This window comes from Novosphingobium sp. BW1 (assembly GCF_008107685.1).
In the GTDB taxonomy this organism is placed as follows: Bacteria; Pseudomonadota; Alphaproteobacteria; order Sphingomonadales; family Sphingomonadaceae; genus Novosphingobium.
The window spans coordinates 30,223-53,849 of sequence record NZ_VIRF01000090.1 but is presented as its reverse complement, the minus strand read 5'-3'; the positions used below and the strand labels follow the sequence as shown (position 1 = coordinate 53,849).

Genomic DNA, 23,627 nt, shown 5'->3' with positions numbered 1-23,627 from the left:
CGCTCGATGGAAGACTGACCGGGATCGATGGGGCTCAATCCATCAGCGCGCAGGAGACGCCCGTGAACTGGCCATCTGTCACGTGGTAGTGGATGTACTGGCGAAGTTCCTGCACCTCGCCCTTGCGAATCGGGAAGAACTGGTCGAGCCCCTGCGCGGCAAGTGCGTCTGCGGTCAGGTCCTTGCGCGCCTTGATGCGGATGACCCCTTCGAGGGCGACGAGTTCGTCGCTTGCAGCAAAGCGTTCGATGGTCAGCGTTTCCTCCACGTGGTCGTGCAGGAAGCCATAGAAGTTCCGGAATGCCTCGCGGGTGGCAAGGTCCACACCGAAGAAGGTTAGATGCGCGCCGGGCGCGTAGAAGTCGTAGACGGCATCGTAGTCCCGCGCGTTGAAGGCCGCAGCGTAGCGGTCGTAGTCCTCCCGAGTCATGGGACAGCTCCTCTCTCGTCGAAGTGGCGTGTCACTCCGCCTTGCGCATATTGATAACGAGCGTTACGTTTATGCGCAATGACTGCCCCGATGCAGCAAAGGGAGAGAGAGCTTGAACCAGACGACAGAGCCCGATACGCGCGCCTATACCGCGCAGGAACAGGCAAACATCGACCACATACGCACGATGATCCGCGAATTGCTCGACGCCCTCGATCCCGATGCAGTCGATCGGTTCATCGTGCCCGACTATATCCAGCACAACCAGATGGTGGGGCAGGGCACCGAACCGCTCAAGCAGTTCCTGCGCGAGGCCAAGGTCCATTCGCCCGAGCCGTGCCACGATATCAAGCGTATCTTCGCCGATGGGAACCACGTCATCGCGCACTATCACCTGCGCCGTTGGCCAGGCGATACGGGCTACGCGATCATGGATATCTTCCGGCTCGAGAACACGATGGTGGTCGAGCACTGGGACGTGATGATGGAAGTCCCCACGGAGAGCCCCAACCCGATCGGACCGTTCTGAGATGGCGCGCGCGGATCGCTTCACCGGCAAGCGGGTGGTTGTCCTGGGCGGCAACAGTGGCATCGGGCTGGCCTGCGCACAAGGGTTTGCTGAGGAAGGTGCGGGCGTGCGCCTGACCGGCCGGGACCCGCAGACTATCGCCAGCGCGGTCGCCTCGATCCCCGGGGCGAAAGGCAACTCGGTCGATATCTCCGACCTCGCTGCGATGGACGCCTTCTACGAGACCGTGGCGGCCGAGGAGGGCGAGATCGACGTTCTCATGGTCAACGCGGGGATGGGCGGCTTTTCGCTGATCGAGGACATGACGAGCGAATACTGGGACCAGGTCCACGCGATCAACCTCAGGGGCTGTGTCTTTGCCATGCAGAAGGCGATGCGGCTGATGGGCGAAGGAGGCGCGATTGTCGTCACCGGCTCGATCGGCGGTCACGCCTTCGTGCCCGGGAACGCGGCCTATGGCGCGGCCAAGGCGGGCCTCGCGCTCGCCATGCGCCAGTTCGCGGGCGAGTATGTCGCGCGTGGGATCCGGGTCAACATGGTGAGCCCGGGCCCCATCGAGACGCCTCTCCTTTACCGCAATCCCGGCATGGACGAGGCGGCGGTCGAGGCGATGCGCGAGCAGATGATCGCGGCCGTGCCGATGAAGCGCATGGGCGCCGCAAAGGAAGTGGCCGATGCGGTGCTCTTCCTCGCCTCGCACGAGGCAAGTTTCGTGACCGCGGCCAATCTTATGGTCGATGGCGGCGCGTTGGAAATCGGATGAGGATGGCATGACCCACAACGACACCACGCCCTTTGCCGGGCCTTTCTCGACGCTCGACAACCCGCGCCTCGAATTTGCGATGGAAGTGCGTCTGACTTTCCCGCGCGTGCAGATGATCGCCAACACCCCGATGGGCGGCAACCGCAGCGCGGTCTACGTCGATGGTGGGACGTTCGAGGGTCCGCACCTGAAAGGCCAGGCGGTGCCGGGGTCAGGCGGCGACTACGCGACCTTCCGGCCGGACGACGTGGCCGTGTTCGACGCGCGCTATATGCTGGAGGAGGACGATGGCACGCTGATCCTGCTCAACAACCGGGGGTTCTTGTGGGGGCGCAAGCCCGGCACGATGGAGCGTCTGCGCGACTGGGCCTTCAAGGGGGGCAAACCGGTCGAGCAGCAGGAATATTACCTGCGTGGCAACCCCAGTTTCGAATGTCCCGTGGGCAAGCACGACTGGCTGACCAAGCATGTCTTCATCGGCGTGGGCGAGCGCCGGTCGGACGGCAATCTGCTACGCTACTACGCGCTGATCTGAGGCACATTATGGCCGACCCTGGGACGCTCCAGCAGCGCAATGCGCGCATTGTCCTCGACATGTGGCAGGGGGTGATTTGCGAGGGAAGCCGCGAGGCCGTGCTGCGCTATATCCATCCCGACTACGTGCAGCATGCCGTGAACCTGCCATCGGGGCGCGAGCAATTGCTGCATCTTACCGACCTTATCCGTAATCCCCCTCGGGGCTTCGTGCCGCCGGCAAGCAAGCACCTGGTGCGCACGGTGGCGCAGGACGACACGGTCGTGGTGATCTGGCGGCAGGACCAGCCCGATCCCGCACGGCCAGGGGAGACCTATCCCGGGCATGCTTTCGACATGTACCGGCTGGAAGATGGTCTGATCGTCGAACACTGGGACGACACCCGCAAGTGGGCGCGCTCCTGGTCCGAGGAACAGCCGGGAGAGCGCCCATGAACATGCCCACGCAGCTTGTTCCCGGCGCGACCGTCCCCGAGGGGCAGACCCCGCCGATGGTGGCAGCCGACCATGCACAGCTGCTTGCCAGCGCGGATCCCGTTCTCGCGGCGAACAAGCGGCTCTGCTACGACATGTACCGCATCGTCCTGCAGGGCGGCCATGCCGACCGCGCGCACGATTTCATTGCCGAGGGCTATATCCAACACAATCCCAACGTTGTCAGCGGGCGCGAGGCGCTGGAAAGCTTCATCCGCAGCTCCCGCCCTGCGCGCGAGGTCCGGCCCACCATCGAACTCCCGCTGGTTTCCATCGTGGCGGAGCGGGAAATGGTGGCGATGGCTTTCGTGCGCACCGAAACGGGCGAGGACGGAGAGACCTACCACACCAGCTGGTTCGACTTGTTTCGTATCGAGGATGGCCGGATAGCCGAGCACTGGGATCCGGCAATAAAGAGCGCGGCGATGCTCAGGACCGATCCCAATACGCAGCGTCTGGACTAGCCGCGCGCGGCGCGCGCAGCTCCTTCGAGCGGTAAAGGTCGGCATCGGCCCGGCGGAAGAGTTCGATCGGAGAGCACGGCTCGCAGGCCCGGGGCATGGCGAGACCGAACGTGGCACGGATCGAGAGGGACGTTCCTTCCCAGTCGAACGGTGTGGCGAGCGTGTGCAGGGCAGCGTTCAGGCGCTGCCGCAATTGGTCCTCGTCCTGGTCCTGCGCAAGCACCATGGCGAACTCATCGCCCCCTATGCGGGTGAGCAGTAGGGCCTCGGGAAAGGAGGCGCGCAGCTGTGCGCCAAAGCGGGCGAGGCAGGCATCACCTGCGATGTGGCCGAAGGCGTCGTTGACGGCCTTGAAGTGGTCGAAGTCGAACAGTACCACTGCACCGGCCGAGGCCATCTCGCCTGAGGCCGGCGAGGAGGGCGTGTGGGGCGCATGAAGAAAGGCGGCGTGGAACAGCGCGCGGTTACCCAGCCCAGAGACCGGATCGGTGAAGGCGAGTTCTTCCAGCTTGCGCAGATGGATGCGCTCCTGGGTGATGTCCTGCTTGGTGCCGTGCAGCCGCAAGGCCTGGCCATTGCGCGACTCGACATGGGCATGGATGCGCAGCCAGCGCTCCTCGCCCTCGGCGGTATGTATCTGCGCCTCCAGTGAGAAGGCCCCGAGAACTTCGATGGCCTGCGCGCGCCGGGCCTCGAGGAGGCGGCGCGATTCGGGGGCATACATGTCGAGCACCACGTGCCGGTCGACTTTCTCGCCGGGGGCGAACCCGAAAAGCTCGAAAGTCGCCTCGTTCCAGCGCAGGCTCTGATCGCCCAGATCGCACGAAAAGGCTCCGATCGCCACTGGCGTGCCGTCACTCTGCGCGTCGGCCTCGGACGTGCATGAAACCCTGCGGGTGATCGCCTCGAAGGCGGCCCGCGAGATGGAAAAGGGAGGGACAGACTGGGCCAATGGGAGGTCGGATACCCGTGGGAGTGGTGGAGAGGTGTTAAGTATCCTAGAATACTTAAGAACGGACTAAGATCGGAGCTTTGCGAAGTATCTAGGTCAGCACTATAAGCGTCTCGCGTTAACTAGAAAAGGGGGCTGTCAAAGGCGCGACGCAGCGGCGGGCATGGGGACGCCCGATAGTGCGGCAAAGCGCATGAGAACGGCGTCCTGGACCTTCGTGTCCTGTGTTTTGGGATCGGGTTCGCGGCGCTCCATATGGTGCCAATAGCCCCCGCCCGCTCCAGCCTCGTCTTTCGAACAGGTCGCGAGCCAGCACTGCGTGAGGTGTGCCTCGTCGAGGGGATCGCTGGCCGATTCGCCGCCCATGCGGGTCGGCACCCATCCCGGATCGACAGTGTGGCACAGGGTGTCGGGAAGGTAGCGCGCAAGGCCATTGGCCATGGCGGTCAGCAGCATCTTGCTCTCATCATAGGCGCGCGCGCCCGACCAGCGGCGTTCGCGCCAGTCTATGCCTTCGGGCGCTTCCTCGTGGCCATAGTGCATCGAGCTGCCGGTGAAGATCAGGCGCGCAGGGCCCTCGGCCAGGAGGCTGAGCATGTAAGGGGCAATCGCGTTCACCATCAGGACACGCAAGATGCCCTCGCGGGTCGTGTCGATGATCCCGCCGTTGTGAATGATCGCGTCCACAGGGCCCGTTTCGTTGAGCGCCCGGGCAAGTGCACGAACCTCCTCAAGGCTGGCAAGATCGCCGGTCAGGACCGTATGGGCGTTGGCTAGCGCGCCGAAAGCGTTGATGCGCTCCCTGGAGCGGGCGTGGAGGATGACATCGTGTCCGTTGCCGATCAGGGTCTGGATGGCATTGCGGCCGACGCCTTGCGTTGATCCGGTGACGAAAATGCGGGCCATGTCCCGCTCCTTTCCCGCTCTTGAGGGTGGTCGTGACGGCCCTATTATGCGGGAAAACAAAGCCGCGCCAAGCTCTTGGATCGAGCCTGTCGCGGCGTGATGTGGTCATGGAGCGCCAGCCCTGCAAGGCGCCGGCGAGGGGCGCCCGTATCGGTTCAGGGGCGTTCCGGCTCCCAGACAGCGCCCTTGATGCGGTGGATGAGGCCAGCGGCGTTCACCTTGTAGAGGATGAGGAATTCGACCTCGACCTGCGCCCCTTTCGGTACGCGCGCCATGCCGGACAATCCACGCGCGTCCAGTACCTCCTTGGTGAGGTCCTTCAGCCCCTCGAAGGTGATGAGGACATGGCCGACGAAGCCTTCGGCGCCGGGATAGAATCCGCGAAAGTCCACGGTTTCGCGGCAGTATTCGTGGAAGAAGCCGTAGAATTCGCGGAACGCGGGCTTGCCGCGCACCGCAAAACCTGCGTTTTCCAGCACGAAGTCGTTGGTGAAGAAGGTCTCCAACGCGGCGTAATCGCGCGCGTTGAAGGCCTCCACGTAACGAAGGTAGTCCGCTTCGCACAACGGCATCGGCGCGGCCAAAGCGCTCACAGCTGCGAGGGCATGCCGTCGAGCAGCATCGTCTTGCTCTCGAGGAAGGAGTAGAGACCTTCCGAGCCGCCCTCGCGGCCGATGCCCGACTGCTTGAAGCCACCGAAGGGCAGGCCGAATTCGAGGCGCATGCCGTTCTGGCCGAACCCGCCCGCGCGCACCTTGCGCCCGATGCGGTAGGCCGCTTCGTGGTCATTGGTCAGGACAGAGCCGTTGAGGCCGAAGGCGCTTTCGTTGGCAATGCGGATCGCGTCCTCTTCGTCCTCGGCCGGGATGAGACTCAGGACCGGGCCGAAGATCTCTTCCTGTGCTATACGGCTGGTGTTGTCGACATTGGCAAAGAGGGTGGGCTCGAGGAAGTAGCCCTTGTTCATCGTGGTGGGCCGGTTACCACCCGTAACGAGGTCTGCGCCTTCCTGCTTGCCGATGGCGATGTAGTCCTCGACGCGTTCGAGCTGGCGCTTCATGGCCAGAGGACCAAGCTGCGTGTCGGGCGCCGTGCTGGCCCCGATCTTCACGCCCTGCATGACCTTGGCGATGGCGTCGGCCAGTTCGTCGTGGCGCGATTTGGTCACGATTGCGCGGCTCAGCATGGCGCAGACCTGCCCGCTCATCACGGTGATCGTATTGCCCAGGATGGCGGCGGCAGCCTCGATCGGGAAATCGTCGCGCACGATAGCGGCCGACTTGCCGCCCAGTTCCAGCGTGCAGCGCGCGACGCGGCCCGCGCAGACCTCGCCGATGCGTTTGCCCGCGATGGTGGAACCGGTGAAGCTGACCTTGTCGATGCCGGGGTTGTTGACGAGGTGGTCGGAGGCGTCGCGCCCGCCGCACACCAGGTTGACGACGCCCGCCGGGATACCCGCAGCTTCCGCCGCCTCGGCCATGATATAGGCTTCGAGCGGGGTTTCGGGCGAGGGCTTCATGATGACCGTGCAGCCTGCAACCAGCGCATAAGCGACCTTGCTGGAGAGAATGCCGTAAGGCGCATTCCAGGGCGCGATGCAGGCCGCAACCCCGACCGGCTCGTAGGCGACAAGCGCGGTGTCGACCATCTGGCTGGGGCGGCGCACGACGAACTCGAAGTCCGTGCCGAGCGAAGCGATAAACTTGATTGTCGCGGTCGCGCCGCCGTGCATCTGCGGGGCAAAGCTGGAAAGGCCGCCGACCTGCGCGGTCCAGCAGGCGCACAGTTCGGCTTCGCGCTTTTCCAGTTCCTCGGCCCAGCGCAGGACGGCGGCGCCGCGTTCGGCCGGGCTCATCTGCGGCCAGGGGCCGGTGTCGAAAGCTTCGCGCGCGGCGGCAACGGCCTTGTCCATGTCTGCACTTGTCGCGTCGGCAACCACGCCGATCACCTCCTCGCTGTTGGGCGAGACGAGTTCGAAGCGTTGGGTACCGGTTGATTCGATCCAGCTGCCACCGATGTAGAGTTTCTCGGGGTTGCGGATATCCACGCCTTCAGGAGTCATTGCAGGTGTCCTCTTCCATTTGCGCAAGGCTTGCGATCCGGCGATGATGCCGGAGAGTGCGCGTCTCTTGCTAAAATAATAACGAACGTTACGATGGGGCGCAACGCCCAAAACGCGTTTCGAGGAAGCCGATCTGGCATCTTCAGGCGTGGGAGGAGGGCTCGGGAGAGGAGAGAGGCCGCATGGATCAGGATCCGGCAATTGCCCAGTTGCGGGCCGAGGTGGCGCAGCTGCGCGAAGAAGCACGTGCCGCGCGCGACTGGACCGAGATCGCCAATCTCCAGGCGATGTATGGATACTATGTCGACAAGGGGCTGTGGGACAAGGCCGCGGACCTGTTCGCTGGCGAGGGTACGCTCGAGATCGCAGGGCGCGGCGTCTATGTCGGGCGTGAGCGGGTGCGGGCCTATCTTCATGCCCTGCCGCCTTACGAGCGCGGCGCATTGTTCAACCACATGCAGCTCCAGCCCGTGATCCATGTCGAGGGAGATATGGCAAAGGCGCGCTGGCGCACCTTCATCCAGATCGCCTGGCTGGGCGGGGTCGCACGCTGGGGGGAGGCGACGTACGAAAACAGGTACGTGCGCGAGGACGGAGCCTGGCACATCGCCTCGCTCCATGGCTTCATCACCTTCTATTGCGAGTACGACAAGGGCCTGAACGAGGGGGGCATCCCGCTTCTGCGCAAGATCGACGGGCTCGAGCCGGACCTTCCCCCTACGGTCGAATACGAGGCGTTTCCCGAGGTTTTCGTGCCACCCTTTCATTACGGCGATGCGCTGGTGGAGAAGGGGGCGTGAGCGGCCTTTCGCCACGGCTTGATCGTGCCGCGCTCTACGCCGTGCTCGACCGGTATCTGTCTGCCCTAGACGCGCATGATCCGGCGCAGGTGGCATGGGCGGGTGATGGCGCGCGCGATGTCTTCCACACCGAGAACAACGTCGCGCTGGTTCCGGGCGATGGGCTGTGGGCGACGATAACCGGTCGGGGGCGTACGATTTTCGTTTTTGCGATCCTGAGACGGGGCAGATCGGTTTGTTCACGACGGTGATCGAGAGCGGCGATGAATCGGCTGCCGCGCTGCGCCTTGGCGTGACCACAGCGGGCGAGGTCTGCGAGGCCGAACTGATCGTCGTGCGCCAGCGCGACGAAGCCTTGCATTTCCCAGATCCCAAGTTCGAGGCCAAGCCGGTCATGGAGGCATTCGTGCCCGAGGCCGAGCGGGTGAGCCGCGAACGGCTACTCACCCTGGCCAACGGCTATTTTGCGACGCTTGAGCAGAACGACGGACAGCTCTTCACCGCCTTTCACCCCGATTGCCAGCGGGTAGAGAACGGGACGCAGACGACCAACAATCCCGCCTTCATGCTGCCTATCGCGAAACTTGGCTGCGAAGCGCAGTTTCGCCTTGGCTGGTACCGTTACGATGATCGCCTGCGCGCGCGCCGTTTCCCGCTTGTCGATGTGGAGCGCGGGCTGGTCATGGCGCATGGCTTCATCGACCATCGCGGCGTGCTGGAGCGCTATACCCTGACCGACGGGACCGAAGTGGAATCGCATATCCGCCGCCCACCCACGTTCTATCTCTCCGAAGTATTCAAGATCGAGGCGGGCGCGATCCGGCAGGTCGAGGCGAATTTCATCACCGTGCCCTACTACATGCCCTCGCCTTGGGACACGCAGGGGCAGGGGCAGGGGCGATGAGCGCGGCTGTCTTGCCGGATGACGCGCCCGCGCTTTCCCGCCGCGCGCGCTGGACATCACTGATCCTGTGCGGGGCGGTCATGCTGCTTGACGGCTATGACCTGACCGCGATGCCGCTCGCCGTCCCGCATCTGGTCCAGGCCTATGGCCATGCGCCCGAAACCTTCGGTCTCGCGCTCTCCGCCGTTTTGTTGGGCCTGGGCCTTGGCGCGGTGGGGCTTGCGCCGCTGGGAGATCGTTTCGGGCGTCGCCGTGTGATCCTCATCGCGATGCCGGTGCTGGCCTTGGCGACCTTCGGCACGGCCACGGGTCAGAGTGTCGAGGCCTTTACCGCCTGGCGCCTCCTCACCGGTCTTGCCCTCGGCGCGTGCCTGCCCAACGTCACCGCGCTCAGCGCCGAACTGGCGCTACCCGGGCGGCGGGCGAGCACGATGACGATCGTCTCGATGGCCATTCCACTTGGCGCGGCCGGATCGGGACTGGTGGTATCACCGCTCGTTGCCGCGTTCGGCTGGCAGGCGATCTTCATCCTTCCGGGACTGGTGACTTTGCTACTGCTGGGCCTCCTCTGGATGGCCTTGTCCGAATGCCCGGCGGTCGCAGGTGATGTCGAGGAGAGGGCAGGTTCAGGAGCGCCACTTGTGCAGCTGCTCCGACGGCCCATCTTCTACACCACCGCGCTCATCTGCGTGCTTTATGGAGTCAACGCCGCGGCGCTCTACTACATCAATTCCTGGGTGCCCACGATCCTGCCGGAAGCCGGCTTCACGCTGGAGACGGCGGCCCATGCGGTCTCGCTCCTCCAATTCGGAGGAATGGTCATCGGGCTCCTGCTCGCCCGCATGCTCGACGGTGGGCGGGTGACGGTGGTGTTGGCGACAAGTTACGGCGCGATTGCTCTGGCGCTCCTTGCCTTCGGTATCGTACCGCCCACGCGCTTGGGCTGGGGTATCCTTCTGCTGATTGCGGGAGGCGGCATCTCCGGCGTGCACGTCGCGATCCTGGCGGTGGCCTCGGGCCTCGTCCCGGCGCGCCTGCTCTCCAGCTTGATTGGTCTTGCCGTTGCGGTGGCCCGGATCGGCGCCATTGGTGGCCCCTTGCTGGGCGCTGCGGTCGTCGAGGGCAATGTAGGGGTTGCGTTATTCTTTGCTTTCGCCGCGCTGCCCGTGGCCTTGTGTCTGGGCCTCACGATACTGCTGCCCGTCGTCCGACGGGCAGCGCGTCCTCCCGCTCAGTCGAGTGAGAGCGAGAAGTCTCCGTCCCCGCGCCAGGCGGTGAGCATCGGTCGGTAATAGGCTCGGTAGGGCCAGAGCAGGACCGCATTGAAGAAGATCGTCAGCGCGCCGAAGATGACTTCGACGACGCCCCATTCCAGCGCGAAGTTCCAGTAGGCGATGACCACTGTCAGTGGCACCGCTGCGGCCGCAACGAGCGGCATCATGCGGTTGGCGAGGACGAGGACGGCAATCGCGATCTCGGCCACCTTGATCCAGGCGAACAGCCCGGAGTGGATAAGCGCCAGCGTGAATTCCTGGCCGAGCGGCGTATTGCCGAGCGGCTGGAGTTCGAAGGGGGTGAAGTACTCCACCCCCGAGAACAGGTACCATAATCCGAATATCCAGCGGCTGGCGTGGTAGAGCGCGCGCATCGCTTTATCCTCTCCTTTTTCGGCGCGTCTTGAACGGTCGGGGCCGCGCTCAGAAAGAGCGGCGGACCGAAAGGAACCATTCGCGCGGACGCCCGACCGAACCGGTGTTCACGCCGTAGTTTTGCACGTTCTCGCTGACGCCGGTGTAATAGAACTTGTCGAACAGGTTGGTGATGCCGGTGCTGACCTGCCAGTCCTCGTCGTCCGAAACATAGGTCAGGCGCAGGTTGAAGAGGCTGCGCGAACCGATCAGGTTGTCCGGGTTGTTGACCGAGTTGAAGTAGAACGAGGACTGGTAGGTCCAGTCGATGCGCGGTGTGAGCGTGCCGATGCCGTCGCCCAGCTCCGCCTTGTACTGCATGCCAGCGCTCAGCTGCCAGCTCGGGTTGAAGGGGGCGTCCATGTCCTCTTCGACGAAGGTCGTGGGATCGACGCGGGTGTAGTCAAAGTTGAGATAACCCATCGCGCCATCGATGGTGAGGTGGTCGATGGGCTCGGCGAAGAGCTCGGCCTCCAGGCCCCAGACATCCGCATCGCCCGCATTGGCCGGCTGCGAGCAGGTCGGGCTCACGCTTTCCGGGCAGAAGTAGCGGTTGATCTGGAGATCCTTGTAGCGGTTGAAGAAGAACGTGCCGTTGAAGCGCACGCGGTTGTTCAACAGGTCCGACTTGAAGCCCGCTTCGTAGGTGGTGAGCGTTTCGGGATCGAAGGGCACGATCTGGTCGGGCGTATAGGGACGCGGGTTGATGCCGCCGCCCTTATAGCCGGTTGCGATCTGGGCATAGACCATGAGCTCGGGGGCAAAGCGGTAGTTGACACCGAGGCGGTAGTCGGTGCGCGATCCTTCGAAGGTGCCGACCTGGCCGTCGAGCCCGGCAATCAGGAAGTTGGTCGTCAGCGGAATACCCGAGGGCAGCGAACCGTCCGGATTGCGGCGGGTGAACTGGTAGGTCTTCTTGTCGTCGGTGTAGCGGATCCCCGCAATCACGTTGAGATCGGGCGTGAGGTGGAATTCGGAGTGCGCGAAGGCCGAGACGCTGCGGTTCGAGATCGGATCGTCCTGAAGGAAGTCGAACATCGCGGTCGGGATCATCGAGCGTCCGGCGATGTTGTCGTCCGCGTCGTAGTAGTACCCACCCACGGTGAAATCGGCGAACGTGCCGACCTGCCCGGACAGGCGCAGTTCCTGCGTAAACTGGGCGTGCTTGTAGTCGAACTCCTGGACGAGAACCGAGAGCGGCGAGCCGTCAAGATCGATGCCCGACGTGCCGCTTGCCTCACGGTAGGCGGTGATCGACTTGACGGCGAGGAAGTCGGTCAGCTCGAAGTCCACCGTGCCGGCCACACCCCAGCTCTTCGCCGTGCTCTGCGGGCTGGTGTCGAAGGTGCCGGGCGCGATCTGCAGGGGCGTGCCGAAGATCGTCGTGTAGTTGCCGCCCGAGGCGTAATTGGCGTAGCTCGAGTAGGACTTGGGCCCTGTCAGGAAGCGGCTGTCGAAGGGCACGCCGCCCATCGGGTCGGCGGCGTCGTAGGAGCGGATGTCGCCCGAATTGGCGTAAAGCAGCTTGGTCGCGACCTGCTCGGACTTGTTCATCGCGTAGTCGCCGATGAGGTTGATCTCGAGGCTCGATCCGGCAGGGGCATAGCGCAGCGCGAGGCGTCCGCCCTGAACATCGACGCCGCCCTCGGTGCCGGTCTGGCAATCGCCGCCGCCAACCGTTGGGGCAATGCCGGAATCGGGGTTGAGACAGCCGTAATCGTAGAGTTTGAAGAAGCCGTCGGTGTGTTTCGAAACGCCTGAAATACGGGCGTAGAGGCCTTCGGTGATGGTGAAGCCGGCGCTGGCGCGCAAGTCGATGCGGCCGTAGCTGCCGGTCGTCGCCTCAACGAAGCCGTCGCTGACCTCGTCGGGCTTGCGGCTGAACAGCTTGATCGAGCCGCCGATCGAGTTCTTGCCCGATAGCGTCCCCTGCGGCCCGCGCAGGACTTCAACGCGGTCAAGGTCGTTGAGGTCGAGGATCGCGCCGAAAGTGGTGCCGTAGTAGACATCGTCGATGTAGATGCCCACGCCCGGTTCGAGCGCGAAGCTGGAATCGTTCTGGCCGATGCCGCGGATGTAGGCCTGGACCGCGCTGCCATTGAGGCCGGTCGCCTCGGACAGGTTCACGTTGGGGGCGATGGCCGTGAGGTCGGTGACGCTGTCGACGCTCTTGGCGGCCAGTTCGTCGCCGCTCGTCGCGGTGATCGCGATAGGGGTGTCCTGCAGGCGCTGCTCGCGAAATTGTGCGGTCACGATGATCTCGGGGGCGTGAACTTCGCCTGTCTCCTGCGCGCCGTTTTGCGCATGGGCGTTGCCAAGGCCCAAGGTCAGGCCAGTGGCAAGGGCAATCACGGCGCTGGCCGTGCGACGACAGGTGAATGGGGCTCGTGCCATGAAATTTCCTCTCCCTCGACCGCGGGTGGCCGGGCAGGCGGAATGGAGGACTGTAACTGTCCTTTCTCACCCCTCGTGACGGCGCAAAAAGCCCTGCCGGGCGTTCCTTGCGGTCACCTGTCTCCCTGCCCCAACGGTCTTTCGTTGGTGACTTCGTTGTTGCGCAAAAAGGAGGCCCGACCCGGGCAGCAATGCCCCTGTCAGCCGGACTACCAGCTTGGATAAATTAGTAACGATCGTTATTAAGGTGTCAATCGATTTCGTCGTCCGAAAGATGCCTCCTCTCTCCTTCCGGACGACGTCCCGACATCGCGCCTCAGCGCGTGCGTATCAGGCGGCGAGGCCTTGCGCCTTGCGGGCCTTGGCCTTGTCGAGCTGTTCGCGCGAAACCCACCATCCGTGGACCTGTGCGCGCATGGGCAGGGGCATTGGCACGCGGGCGATGGGTCCCTTGGCCACGGCGTCGGCCTCGACTACCCAGAGCTCGGAATCGAAGCTGTTCTCCCCGGTCTGGCGGTCGACCACCATGAGCAGCCAGCCGTCCTTGTCCGGATCGGACGAGGGAACATGAACCGGCTCGTTGATGGCCATGCCCGGTTCGAGCGGCATGGCCTCGATGCGGCCGTTGCCCGGCTCGATCTGCACCAGCATGTTGAACGAGACCCCGACCGGGCCGCCGGGGACGGGTGGGCCGCCTTCGGGGTTGATGGTGAGGTACCAGCCCTTGCGGTACATGCGGCCCTGGCTGGCATCGGGAATGCGCGGCATGTCGCCCGGAGGGCCGATGACGCGCGATTCAAAGTCCTCGCCGGGTTTGGACATGTCGAAGGTCCAGCGGGTCATGCCGCCCTGGATGCTCTGCTGGGCGCGTTCGACGCCGCCCGCCTCGCGCATGAAGCCAAAGGCGCAGGTGTCGGACAGGCACACGTCGAGATGGACCAGGTCGCCATCGTCGTAGGCGTTGAGGAAGTGGAAGGCCGAGACACCCTTGGGCCCCTTGAACCAGCGCATGTCTTCGACCTTGCCGTAGCGCGGCATGATCCCGACCCAGGATTCCAGGTCCTGCTGGTGCGCCCAGTGCGCACCGCCGGCCTTCAGGCGGTTGAGATCGGCGGTGGTCGGAAAGATCGGGAAGACGGCGTACTTCTCGGTGATCGTGAAGTCGTGGATGGTCGAGCAGTAGGGCTGCTTGAACCACTGCTCCGAGATCAGGTTGCCGTCCTTGTCGGCAATGCCATAGGCCACATCGAGGCTGGCAAGGCCGCCAGCCTCGTAACCGAAGAAGAACATCTCGCCCGTCTCGGGATCGATGCGCGGGTGGGCGGTGAAGGTCTCGGACTTGAGCGCACCATAGTAATCGAAGCGGCCGATGGTCTCGAGCGTTTCGGGATCGACCTCGTAGCCCAAGCCGTCCTCTTTGGTCATGAGCAGGCGTCCACCGTGCCAGACAGGCGTCGTATTGGCGACGGTGCGGTCCTTGCCCGCGACGCTGGGATCGTCGGTGTAGGGGTTACGGTAGCGCCCGAAGAGCGCCGTGCGCGCCTCCTTCTCGAGCAGGTAGCGCTCGGTCTCGACATACTTGATCGCGTAATCGACGGTGCCGCCGCGAATGTCGAACTTGGCGACCATGCCATCGGCCGAGAGCGCGACCTCGTCCTCGAACATGGGAGCCATGGCCGGGTCGGGCACGGCGCGGAAGAAGGCGCCGTCGATCTCTTCGGGAATGGTGCCGATGACATCGAGATTACGGGCCGACCACTCAACCCCGATGGGGGTGTTGGTGCCGGTGAAATGAATGGTTTGCGGGAACTGTGTCACAGTGACGTCCTCTCCAGAATGTATCCAGAACCTGTTTTGGGTGGTGTCTCCCCGGGGACCCCGGTTTGTTGTATCACGCGTTCCATCAGCGGTTCGCGCGCAGGGCCTTGAGTACGTGGTCCGAGCCCTTGTCGCCGACCATGATCGCGGTCGCGTTGGTGTTGCCGGCAGGCAGGCTCGGGAAGATCGAAGCGTCGGCGACCCACAGGCCTTCGACGCCGTGGACGGCCAGGTCGGAATCGACCACTGCCATGAGGTCCTCGGCCGCGCCCATCTTCGCGGTGCCGACCGGATGGTAGAGCGGGATCGAGGCGAGCTTGACGTATTCGCGCAGGGCCTCGGGCGCATCGAGCGCGGCGCCGGGGCGGACCTCGCCGGTGATCTGCGCGGCCATGGGCGCAGCTTCCATGATCTTGCGCGCAATCGCGATGCCCTCGACGATCTGCTCGATGTCGTCCTCGCTGCCCAGTTGCTGGTGCGTGATCACCGGGGGCGCCAGCGGATCGGCCGAGCGCAGGGTAATGCGCCCGCGCGCCGAGGGGCGCATGAGGCCGATCAGCGTGGAGACCGCCGCGTCCTTGCGCAGCATGAGACGGCCCTGCTCGTCGAAATCGAAGGCGAAGGCGGCAAAAGAGATCTGCAGGTTGGGCGCAGGCAGGCCCGGACGCCCATGAACGAAGGCCTGGGCGTGGCCGATCCCGGTGGTCAGGGCGCCTGTGCGAAAGGCGGCGAACTTGAGCAATTGCAGCGCGCCGCGAAGCCCTTGCGCATCGGCGTTGAGCGTGGTGCCCGAGACCGTGTTGACGAGGTGCGTCCCGACATGGTCCTGCAGGTTGCGCCCGACGCCGGGCAGGTCGCGCACGAGGGGGATGCCCATGTCCTGCAGATGCTCGGCCGGGCCAATGCCCGAGAGCATGAGCAAGCGGGGCGTGTTCATCGAACCGGCGCTCAGGACCACACCGCGCGTGCTGCGCCAGGTGCGTTCCTCGCCATCTTGCCGCACGACCACGCCACAGGCGCGCCCGTCCTCGACGAGGATGCGCAGGACCTGGCACTCCAGCTCCACCTTGAGCCGTCCGTCGTAATCGCGCCCCTCCAGGTAGCCGCGCGCGGTCGAGCAGCGCAGGCCGCCGCGCTGGGATACCTGGACGTAGTCGACGCCTTCGGCGCTCTTGCCGTTGAGATCCTCCGAGCGCGGGATCCCGGCAGCTTCGGCCGCTGCGATCCAGTCGTCGGTGATGGCGTAGCGCGAGCGGACTTCGGAAACACCGATGGGCCCACCCGTCCCGCGCCAGGCGTCGGGGCCGCGCTCGTTGTCCTCCATGCGGCGGAAGTAGGGGAGCACGCTCTGGTAGTCCCAGCCTGCCGCGCCAAGCTCGGACCAGTGGTCGTAGTCCCACTTGTGCCCGCGGATGAACATCATCCCGTTGAGCGAACTGCCCCCGCCCAGGAGCTTGCCTGCCGGCCACACATCGGTGCGGCCCCCGAGCGAGGGGTCAGGCTCGACCTTGTAGCACCAGTCGTAGTCCGGGTTCTGAACAACCGAGCTGGTGAGGGCTGGGACGCGCGATTTCAGCGTCTTGTCGGAACGTCCAGCCTCGATGAGGCGCACGCGGGTGCCCCCTTCGGCAAGGCGTCCGGCCATCGCCGCGCCGGCCGAACCGCCGCCGATGACAATGATGTCAGGGGTATCCATGGCCTGTCTCTCCTTCGTCAGTAGCTGGACAGGATGGTGAGGCTGGGCGCGTCGAGCGGCTTGCCTGCGGCCTTCAGCTTTAGCTCGCGTTCGCGCACCTTGGCCTGCTCGTCGATCAGCCAGGCGTGGATCGCGTGGGCGTCTTCCTTGCTGATGAGATCGTCCCAGCGTGGCATGCCCATCGGCAGGAACGCACCTTCCAGCACGATCTGGTCGAAGGCTTCGTGGATCTCGGGCTGCATGCGGCGCAGGTCCGGCACGCCCGAAATGATTTGGTTCGAGTGGCAGATCGCGCAGTTGCCGAAGAACACCGCCTGGCCGCGCGCGATGGTCGCGGGCGTGACGCCGGGCAGCTGCGCGGGCGGCTCGGGCGCAACTTGCGGGGCGGGCAGAGGATCGGGCTTGGGAACCTCCTCGCCGTCGATCTTGAATACGAGCAGGCGGTTGGCGTTGCCGTATTTATAGGGCGCGGAATAGCGCGGGACGAAGCCCCAGCCACCGCCGCCAAAGCCCGCCTGGACCGCGACGTACTGTACGCCATCGACGCGGTAGGTCATGGGCGCGGCCATGATTGCGGTGCCGGTGTCGATCTCGGTCAGGATGCTGCCTGTATCGGCGTCACGCGCGATGAAGCGCCCGTCGATGCTGCCGTGAAAGACGATGCCGGTCTTCGTTGCCATGACGCCGGGGCGGTCCTGCCAGCCTTCTGTGTCGACGGCCCATTTCGCCTTGCCGGTCAGCGGGTCGATGGCACGGATCTGCGAAGAGTAGGGCTTGTCCTTGACCCACTGCCATTCGGGCAGGGCCTTCACCATGTCCTGCAGCGGCGGGGGAAGAGTGGCGATCGACTTGTCGAGATCGGCCGTGAAGAGCAGCGCGGTCTGGATGTTGAGCGCCTTCTTGCGGTGTGGATCGGCCGGGTCGAGCGGGGGTGTCGTGAACATGAGATTGCCCATGTCGAGCGCCGAGGCGAAGTAGAGTTCGCGGTCCGGGTCATAAGCGGGCGGGTACCAGTTGCGCGCGCCGGGCGAGGCAGGGAAGATGATCTTCGGCCCCTTCCAGTAGTAGGCGCTTTCGGGCTTTTCCTCGGGGCGCCCGGTCTTCATGTCATAACCATCGGCCCAACTCGTGCGCACGATGGCGTTGATCGCGATGGGCTTTCCGGTCTCGCGGTCAAGCACGAACATGTAGCCGTTCTTGGGCGCGTGGATGAGCACGGGGCGCATCTCGCCCTCGACCTCCATGTCGGCAAAGACGATCGGCTGGGTCGAGGTGAAGTCCCAGGCATCGCCCGGCGTTTCCTGGTAGTGCCACTTCACGCGGCCGGTCTTGGCGTCGAGAGCGACGAGCGAGGCGACATAGAGGTTGTCACCCCCGCCGGGTGAGCGGCGTTCCAGATTGTAAGGACCGGCATTGCCGACACCAATGATGACGGTGCCGAAGCGTTCGTCGTAATTGATTGCGTCCCACACGGTGCCGCCCCCGCCAATGTCCCAGCGGCTGTCGGGCGACCAGGTCTTGACCGCCTCTTCCAGCTCGGGATTTTCCTGGGGACCCTCAGCGGGATCGTGCGGCACGGTGTAGAAGCGCCAGGCCTGTTCACCGCTCGCAACGTCATAGGCGGTCACATAGCCGCGCGCGTCGTATTCTGCGCCCGCGTTGCCGATGAGAACGAGATTCCCGGCCACTTCGGGCGCGCCGGTGATGGTGTAGCCGCGCGAATGGTCGGTTATCGTGTCGGCTTTCCAGACAACTTGGCCGGTCTTGGCGTCGAGCGCGTAGAGCCAGCCGTCAAGCGCGGCGACCATGACTTTGCCGTTCGCGACGGCGACGCCGCGGTTGCCCTGGTCGCAGCAGGCGCCGCGGTTGGCCTGCATGTCAACCTCGGGCTCGAAGGTCCACAGTTTCTCGCCCGTCGCGGCGTTGAGCGCATAGGTCCGCCCAAGGTTACCCGAGGTGTACATCACTCCGTCGAGGACGACCGGGGTCGCCTCCTGCACGCGCGATGAACCCAGGTCATAGCTCCAGGCAAGCCCCAGGCGCCCTACATTGCCAGGGGTGATGTCGGTGAGGCCCGAAAAATGCGCAGCGTTCGCGCCGCCCTTGGGCGTGGTCCAGTCATCGCCCATTGCGGCGCTGTCGGATGAACCGGTCGACCCGGAGCAGGCGCTCAGCATCAGCGCGGCGGCGGTCAGTGTCGCGCAAAAACCCTTCATTTCGGCCAGCTTTCGCAATGCCGCAGCATGACCTCGCGCAGTGATCGCGGGGGCTTTCCGGTCAGCTTCTCGACGTGGTCCGTGGCGAGGTCGAAGAAGCCCTCGCGGATTGACTGCCCGAAAGTCACCATGTCGTCGCTCGACCAGGGGATCGGCCCGTCGGGTACGATGTCCGAGGCGTGACGCGGCACGCCCAGCGAATCGAAATACGCGAACATGGCCTCGTCATCGACATGCTCGACCTCGATCGGCTTGCCCGCGATCTCGCTTGCCATGGCAAGCGCTTCGGGGATCGAGATGAGCTCGGGGCCAGTGAGGGTGTAGGCGGTATTCGCGTGCCCGTCCTGAGTGAGCACACCGACCGCCGAGGCCACGCAGTCGTCGCGGCTGACGAAGGCGACCTTGCCGTCCGCGCAGTTGTCGGGCTTGTGCCCGCTCATCAAGGCCGGGATCACCATGGCTGTCGCGATGGCTTCGGAATACTGGCTGTCGCGCAGGTGCGTCCAGGCCGCGCCCGAGGCTTCGATGATCTCCTCGGTGGCACGGTGGTCGAGCTTGACGATGGCCGGGTTGTCGGGTGCATCGGCGGCGATGAGTGAGGTGTAGACGATATGGTTCACACCTGCGGCTACGGCCGCCTCGACGGCATTTCGGTGCTGGCCGACGCGGGTGCCCACGCGCGCGGTGCTGATAAGCAGCATGCGCTCCCCGCCTTCCATCGCGGCGGGCAGGCTTGCGGGATCGTCGAAGTCGGCTGCGCGTACGTGCGCGCCAGCCTCGGAAAAGTGCTTCAACTTGCCCGGGGTCCGTGTCAGGAACACGAGGTCGTCTGCGGCGCATTTCTCCAGGAGAAGCTGCGCTGCGCTGTGGCCGAAGGCGCCCGATGCGCCGGTGACAATGATCTTGCCCAAGAGTCCTCTCTCTTCCCGATTTCGCTCCGAGTCAGCCCGGAGTTCTTGTGGAAGAAAGTAACGAGTGTTACGGTTGCGTCAAGGCACCTCGTACCGGCCCGCAAACGCGAGGCGGACGGAGAGGGCGAACATGGGAGAGACATACCTTGCCGAAATTGCCGATCGAAGACCGTCTTGCGCTGCAGGATCTGATTGCGGACTACAGCTGGGCGCTGGACACGGGCGATGTAGAGGCGCTTGTCGCCTGCTTCACGCCAGACGCGCGCATGGTCGAGGAAGTGTTCGAGGACCCGGATATCTGGGAAGGGCACGAGGGTATCCGCGGAATTGCCGAACACTACCGCAACGCGCCGGGTTTTCCGGGACGCCAGCACCACGTGACGCAGACACAGTTCCGCCCGCAGGCCGACGGCAGCGTCAAGATGCGCAGCTTCGCCTTCGTGACCGAGTGCGAGGACGAACCGCCCTACCTACTGCGCTTTACTGGCTGGTACGACGATCACGCGGTGCGCTGCGAGGATGGGAACTGGCGCTTCCACCGCCGCACCGTACGCCTCTGGGACGGCGAAGTTCTCAGCAAGTTTCCCGGACGCGGCAAGTGGGTGCCGCGCAAGCGGCCGGAATCGCTGATCATTCGCAAGTGAATTAGAAACAGTGGTTCCAGGGCGATGCCCCTAGGAATTCCTCTTGTTCTTGCCCACAAAAAAAGCCCCTTCCGGAACGGCTGTTCCGGAAGGGGCTTTTTTTGTGGGCAAGATCACCCCTTGAGGCGCAGTACCCAGCTGAAGCTGGTCGGCGCATCCGCTCCCTGCTTTTCCAGAGCGTCCGTTAGCGGCGCTGCGCCGAGGGCCAGTTCAGCGAAGGCGCGCGGCCAGTTGGAGCCACTTGCGTGGGCGAGGGCGGCGAAGGCCTCGGCGTCGCTTCGGCAGCGGCTCTCGTGGATACATCCGGCGCGCTGGGCAATCTGGACAAGTTCCTCGTAACCTGCCTCGCGCGCGACCTCGGTAAAGAGCAGGCGGTCGCTTGCCCGGCTAACCCCGAACACGATCTGCGGACGGCGGGCAAATAGCGCCTGAGCCTGGCGCACGGGGTCTCCGGCGAAGGCCTGCGAGGTCTGGCCAAGCTCGGCGGCGCGGGTGGCAAAGCGGCGCGCGTCGGGAAGTGTGGCGTCATGCAGGAGGGCGGTGGGTGTGGTGGCGGCATTCGCATCGGAGGCGAGGAGCGTGGAGCCCAGCGCCGCGAGCGGTATGCCTGCGGCGGTGAGGGCGAGCAGTTCGCGCCGGGCCAGCATCGTCATCGTGCCTCTCCTTCCAGCGTGCCGCCCATGTCCCTGGGGGGCTTGCGCGCAAGGTAGTCGGCGATCTGCTGCATATCGGCATCGCTCACTTCCCCGCGCGGGATCGCGGGCATGTTGCCGATGCCCATGCGTGCGGCCTGGATCACGTAGTCGGCCGGAAGGTCCTCGCGCTCTTCCAGCAAAGCCACGTCCATGCGGCGCGCGAGGAGGCCCGTGCCCATACCGTTGGGGCCGTGGCACATCACGCACTTCTCGATGAAGCGCTTCTCGCCGGGCCCTGCGTCGGGGCGTGAGGAGAGGGTGATCGGCGCTGGCATGGGCGGCGGGCCTCCTTGTGGCGCTTCCTTGGCATCCTGGGCCGGGGCGCCGCTGCCGCATGCGGCAGCGGCGATGAGGACGGCCGTGCAGGCACCTGTCAGCGCCGACTTGGAAAGCGTACTCATGCAGAGGTTCCTCCCTTGGCGCCGGGCCAGATACCGCTCTTGCCGGGCGCGATGACGCCAGCCGGATCAAGAGCGTTTTTCACGCGCTCGTTGAGCTTTAGCAGGGCGTTGTCGTTGAAGTCGTACGTAGAGGCGACGAGGTCCATGTAGTCGAGATGGGTGCGGTACTCGCCATAGCCTTGCGCCTTTGCGTCGGCGACGAGCTGGCGCAGGAAGGGATCGACGCGGCCCATCATCGCCGGGTCGTCCTTGTCGAGGAGGACCGCGTTGACGTTGATGAGATGGCGCTCGCCGAAGGCGAAGCTGGCCTGATAGTCCATGCCGTATTCGCGATAGCGGTCATAGGTCCGCTTGAACTGCGCCATGGCCGCGGTGCCTGATTGGGGTAGCACGGGCGAGAAGCCGATGTGTCCGCCGCGCCCGCCGTGCCAGTTGGCGTTCTGCATCGGGAAGCTAATCGGTGTACCGGTCCAGCCCGAGTTCTCCAGTGGCTCGCCGCGTTTCCACTGCGCGGGGCGAATGGAGAGTGGTTTCAGGTCGTTCATCGCCTTTTCCAGAATCGGATAGGCGGCTTTGTTCACCTCCTCGCGGCCATAGAGGCGCAGGCTTACGCCCCACCAGCCTACGCGGTACTTCTTGCGAATGGCCGAGATCACCTCGTCGCTCAGCGCTCCGGGTTGGTCGGTCCATTCCGAACGCGTGGTGAGGACGGCTGCTGCGCGCAGCCAGTTGCCGATTGTGGGAGACTGTTGGAGCAGGCCCTCACGGCGCAGCGGGGCCAACGTGTCGATGAGAGGCCCGAGGTCCTCGGGATTGTCGAACTCGACATCCATGCCCATCAGCGATTCGGGCTCGGGCATAAGCCAGAGGCCCATCTTGGTGACGACCCCGAAGTTGGACTGCACGAACAGTTGGTCCCAGGCCGGGCCGAAGCCGTAGCGGTAGAGTTGCCAGGTGGGCGAGCCCTCGAGCGCGCCCATCCCGGTGCGCACCAGCGAGCCATCCGCCAGCGCGACTTCCATCCCGCAGATCTTGCTCGTGTTCTCGCCGTAGGGGGTATAGCCCACGCCGCGGTCGAGCGCGTTGCCGACGACCGAGCCCCATGAATTTCCGGGCGTCGAGAGCCAGTGCTTCATGCCCCGGGCCTTGAGGAAGTCGTAGAGGTCGTAGAAGCCGACGCCGGGTTCGAGAAGGACGGTGCCGTTCTCCTCGTCATACTCGATATTTTTCATGCGGGAGAGATCGAGGATGACCGAGCCAGCGAGGACCGGCGCACTGCCGCCGTAGCCCAGGTTCTTGCCGCGGCTGATCGGCCAGAGCGGGATGCCGACCTCCGCTGCGATGCGCAGGGCGGCCTGCACTTCATCCGCGCTGCCCGGCGCGATGGCGCCCGAAGGGTGGTGGAGCGTGTCGTCCACCGCGAACTTGTCGTTGTAGGCGGCCGCATCCTCTTCACCGAAAAAGACGTTTTCGGCGCCAAGTGCCGCCTGAAAGGCGGCCCGCGCCTGCCGGATGCGGGCCGGGTCGGGCCCCTGCGCACGTTTCGAAACCATCGCTCTCCACCTTGTCGCAAGCCACCCCATGCGCCTGCGAGGCGCATGGGGTGGTTGCCACCTTATTAGTAACGTTCGTTACTTTGCAGGACGCGCGTGCGCCTGTCAACGCGGCGCAGGACCAAGGAGGCTCAGTCGCTTGGCGACAGGCTGTGGATGCGGGTGAGCAGACCGATTAGCGTGGCGACTTCGGCGTCTGTGAAGCGCTCCTTGAGCCAGGTTTCGTGCGCAAGAATCGAATTGCGCGCCTCTTCGAGCACGCGCTCGCCCTCGGGCTGGAGGTGGAGCGAGCTCTTGCGGCGGTCGAGCGGGGAGGGCTCGCGGCGCAGAAGATCGCGCGCGGCCAGCCGGTTGATGATCTCGGTTGTGGTCGCCCGATCCATCTGAAGTTGCTGTCCCAGGTCTGCCTGGAACAGCCCGGGTTGTTCGGCCACCGTCCAGAGTACCGAGACCTGCTTTTGGGTCAGATCAAGATCGGTGAAGGTTTCGGTAAAATGGCGATAGACCGCTCCATGGGCCAACCGGATATGGAAGCCCAGGATCGAGTCGAGATCGCCGTGTCCTGCGGTCAGTGCAGTGGCGTCGGGTGTCTCGGATTTTGGTTTGTTCGTGCCCACGCGCTCATGCTTAGCCCGTCGCGTAAATCGTGCAAGTCACCGCACAAAAACAAATAAATACACTATTTATCAGTGCTATATGGGATATTGGTTCGTTCCACGAACATTTTTTGTTGTGCGGATTTCGGGCGCGCGATAGTCTCAGGAAGCACGCAGCGAGGCTGCGGCTGAATTTT

25 protein-coding genes are annotated in these 23,627 nt (G+C 64.6%); 10 read left to right on the top strand and 15 right to left on the bottom strand.

Going from position 1 to position 23,627, the window contains the following annotated elements; translation table 11 throughout:
• Positions 1–34: 34 nt before the first annotated feature.
• On the bottom strand, positions 35–430 hold the full coding sequence (locus FMM79_RS17900; protein ID WP_148628805.1) for a nuclear transport factor 2 family protein: 396 nt from the start codon (positions 428–430) through the stop codon (positions 35–37).
• 112 nt (positions 431–542) lie between these two features.
• Between FMM79_RS17900 and FMM79_RS17895 the strand changes: the two genes are divergently transcribed.
• The 5 genes from FMM79_RS17895 to FMM79_RS17875 are packed head-to-tail and all read left to right on the top strand — an operon-like array spanning position 543 to position 3,194.
• A complete protein-coding gene (locus tag FMM79_RS17895) occupies positions 543–959 on the top strand; it encodes a nuclear transport factor 2 family protein (protein WP_240339294.1) in 417 nt (138 codons plus the stop codon).
• Position 960: 1 nt separating this feature from the next.
• Complete coding sequence (locus FMM79_RS17890) at positions 961–1,722, top strand: SDR family oxidoreductase (RefSeq protein WP_148628804.1); 762 nt, start codon at positions 961–963, stop codon at positions 1,720–1,722.
• Positions 1,723–1,729: 7 nt separating this feature from the next.
• The gene (locus tag FMM79_RS17885; RefSeq protein ID WP_148628994.1) at positions 1,730–2,257 is read left to right on the top strand and encodes a DUF3237 domain-containing protein; all 528 of its coding nucleotides are present in this window, start codon (positions 1,730–1,732) and stop codon (positions 2,255–2,257) included.
• Positions 2,258–2,265: 8 nt separating this feature from the next.
• Entirely contained in the window at positions 2,266–2,691 is a 426-nt protein-coding gene (locus FMM79_RS17880) for a nuclear transport factor 2 family protein (RefSeq protein WP_162528540.1), read from the top strand.
• Positions 2,688–3,194, top strand: a complete 507-nt coding sequence (locus tag FMM79_RS17875) for a nuclear transport factor 2 family protein (RefSeq protein ID WP_148628802.1) — start codon at positions 2,688–2,690, stop codon at positions 3,192–3,194. Before FMM79_RS17880 ends, FMM79_RS17875 begins: the two co-directional genes overlap by 4 nt.
• On the opposite strand, the gene FMM79_RS17870 is transcribed toward FMM79_RS17875, so the two are convergent.
• The 4 genes from FMM79_RS17870 to FMM79_RS17855 all read right to left on the bottom strand — a co-directional run bounded on the left by FMM79_RS17870 (position 3,160) and on the right by FMM79_RS17855 (position 7,114).
• A complete protein-coding gene (locus FMM79_RS17870; RefSeq protein WP_148628801.1) occupies positions 3,160–4,146 on the bottom strand; it encodes a GGDEF domain-containing protein in 987 nt (328 codons plus the stop codon). The two genes, FMM79_RS17875 and FMM79_RS17870, sit on opposite strands and share 35 nt — an antisense overlap.
• 138 nt (positions 4,147–4,284) lie before the next feature.
• Positions 4,285–5,052, bottom strand: a complete 768-nt coding sequence (locus FMM79_RS17865) for an SDR family NAD(P)-dependent oxidoreductase (protein WP_148628800.1) — start codon at positions 5,050–5,052, stop codon at positions 4,285–4,287.
• Positions 5,053–5,207: 155 nt separating this feature from the next.
• The gene (locus FMM79_RS17860; RefSeq protein ID WP_148628799.1) at positions 5,208–5,624 is read right to left on the bottom strand and encodes a nuclear transport factor 2 family protein; all 417 of its coding nucleotides are present in this window, start codon (positions 5,622–5,624) and stop codon (positions 5,208–5,210) included.
• A 17-nt stretch (positions 5,625–5,641) separates the two neighbouring features.
• A complete protein-coding gene (locus FMM79_RS17855; RefSeq protein WP_148628798.1) occupies positions 5,642–7,114 on the bottom strand; it encodes an aldehyde dehydrogenase in 1,473 nt (490 codons plus the stop codon).
• Positions 7,115–7,296: 182 nt separating this feature from the next.
• On the opposite strand from FMM79_RS17855, the gene FMM79_RS17850 reads away from it, so the two are divergent.
• Genes FMM79_RS17850 through FMM79_RS17840 form a run of 4 tightly spaced genes read left to right on the top strand, consistent with a single transcriptional unit; the run spans position 7,297 to position 10,110 of the window.
• Positions 7,297–7,914: a nuclear transport factor 2 family protein gene (locus FMM79_RS17850; RefSeq protein WP_148628797.1), complete on the top strand. Its 618-nt coding sequence runs from the start codon at positions 7,297–7,299 to the stop codon at positions 7,912–7,914.
• Complete coding sequence (locus FMM79_RS21985) at positions 7,911–8,165, top strand: hypothetical protein (protein WP_240339293.1); 255 nt, start codon at positions 7,911–7,913, stop codon at positions 8,163–8,165. Before FMM79_RS17850 ends, FMM79_RS21985 begins: the two co-directional genes overlap by 4 nt.
• Entirely contained in the window at positions 8,150–8,818 is a 669-nt protein-coding gene (locus tag FMM79_RS17845; RefSeq protein ID WP_240339292.1) for a hypothetical protein, read from the top strand. Before FMM79_RS21985 ends, FMM79_RS17845 begins: the two co-directional genes overlap by 16 nt.
• A complete protein-coding gene (locus tag FMM79_RS17840) occupies positions 8,815–10,110 on the top strand; it encodes an MFS transporter (RefSeq protein ID WP_148628796.1) in 1,296 nt (431 codons plus the stop codon). Before FMM79_RS17845 ends, FMM79_RS17840 begins: the two co-directional genes overlap by 4 nt.
• On the opposite strand, the gene FMM79_RS17835 is transcribed toward FMM79_RS17840, so the two are convergent.
• The 6 genes from FMM79_RS17835 to FMM79_RS17810 form a co-directional block, all read right to left on the bottom strand.
• Entirely contained in the window at positions 10,050–10,466 is a 417-nt protein-coding gene (locus FMM79_RS17835) for a hypothetical protein (protein WP_205466724.1), read from the bottom strand. The genes FMM79_RS17840 and FMM79_RS17835 overlap by 61 nt on opposite strands.
• Before the next feature lie 49 nt (positions 10,467–10,515).
• Complete coding sequence (locus FMM79_RS17830) at positions 10,516–12,900, bottom strand: TonB-dependent receptor (protein ID WP_148628795.1); 2,385 nt, start codon at positions 12,898–12,900, stop codon at positions 10,516–10,518.
• A 330-nt stretch (positions 12,901–13,230) separates the two neighbouring features.
• A complete protein-coding gene (locus FMM79_RS17825; RefSeq protein ID WP_148628794.1) occupies positions 13,231–14,718 on the bottom strand; it encodes a carotenoid oxygenase family protein in 1,488 nt (495 codons plus the stop codon).
• 85 nt (positions 14,719–14,803) lie between these two features.
• Positions 14,804–16,414 (bottom strand): GMC family oxidoreductase, encoded by a 1,611-nt coding sequence (locus FMM79_RS17820; RefSeq protein ID WP_148628793.1) that lies wholly within the window; start codon positions 16,412–16,414, stop codon positions 14,804–14,806.
• Between the two features lie 17 nt (positions 16,415–16,431).
• Entirely contained in the window at positions 16,432–18,630 is a 2,199-nt protein-coding gene (locus FMM79_RS17815) for a PQQ-dependent dehydrogenase, methanol/ethanol family (protein WP_148628792.1), read from the bottom strand.
• Complete coding sequence (locus FMM79_RS17810; protein WP_148628791.1) at positions 18,627–19,541, bottom strand: NAD(P)H-binding protein; 915 nt, start codon at positions 19,539–19,541, stop codon at positions 18,627–18,629. The genes FMM79_RS17815 and FMM79_RS17810 overlap by 4 nt, the downstream gene beginning before the upstream one ends.
• 146 nt (positions 19,542–19,687) lie before the next feature.
• Here FMM79_RS17810 and FMM79_RS17805 point away from each other — a divergent pair, with 146 nt between their 5' ends.
• Positions 19,688–20,185, top strand: coding sequence for a nuclear transport factor 2 family protein (locus tag FMM79_RS17805; RefSeq protein ID WP_148628790.1), 498 nt, complete (start codon positions 19,688–19,690; stop codon positions 20,183–20,185).
• A 113-nt stretch (positions 20,186–20,298) separates the two neighbouring features.
• Here the strand turns inward: FMM79_RS17805 and FMM79_RS17800 are convergent, their stop codons facing one another.
• From FMM79_RS17800 to FMM79_RS17785, 4 genes are all read right to left on the bottom strand, one after another.
• Positions 20,299–20,838: a hypothetical protein gene (locus tag FMM79_RS17800; RefSeq protein WP_148628789.1), complete on the bottom strand. Its 540-nt coding sequence runs from the start codon at positions 20,836–20,838 to the stop codon at positions 20,299–20,301.
• On the bottom strand, positions 20,835–21,281 hold the full coding sequence (locus FMM79_RS17795) for a cytochrome c (protein WP_148628788.1): 447 nt from the start codon (positions 21,279–21,281) through the stop codon (positions 20,835–20,837). The genes FMM79_RS17800 and FMM79_RS17795 overlap by 4 nt, the downstream gene beginning before the upstream one ends.
• Positions 21,278–22,834: an FAD-binding oxidoreductase gene (locus FMM79_RS17790; RefSeq protein ID WP_148628787.1), complete on the bottom strand. Its 1,557-nt coding sequence runs from the start codon at positions 22,832–22,834 to the stop codon at positions 21,278–21,280. Before FMM79_RS17790 ends, FMM79_RS17795 begins: the two co-directional genes overlap by 4 nt.
• A gap of 131 nt (positions 22,835–22,965) precedes the next feature.
• Positions 22,966–23,451: a MarR family winged helix-turn-helix transcriptional regulator gene (locus tag FMM79_RS17785; RefSeq protein ID WP_148628786.1), complete on the bottom strand. Its 486-nt coding sequence runs from the start codon at positions 23,449–23,451 to the stop codon at positions 22,966–22,968.
• Between the last annotated feature and the right edge of the window lie 176 nt (positions 23,452–23,627).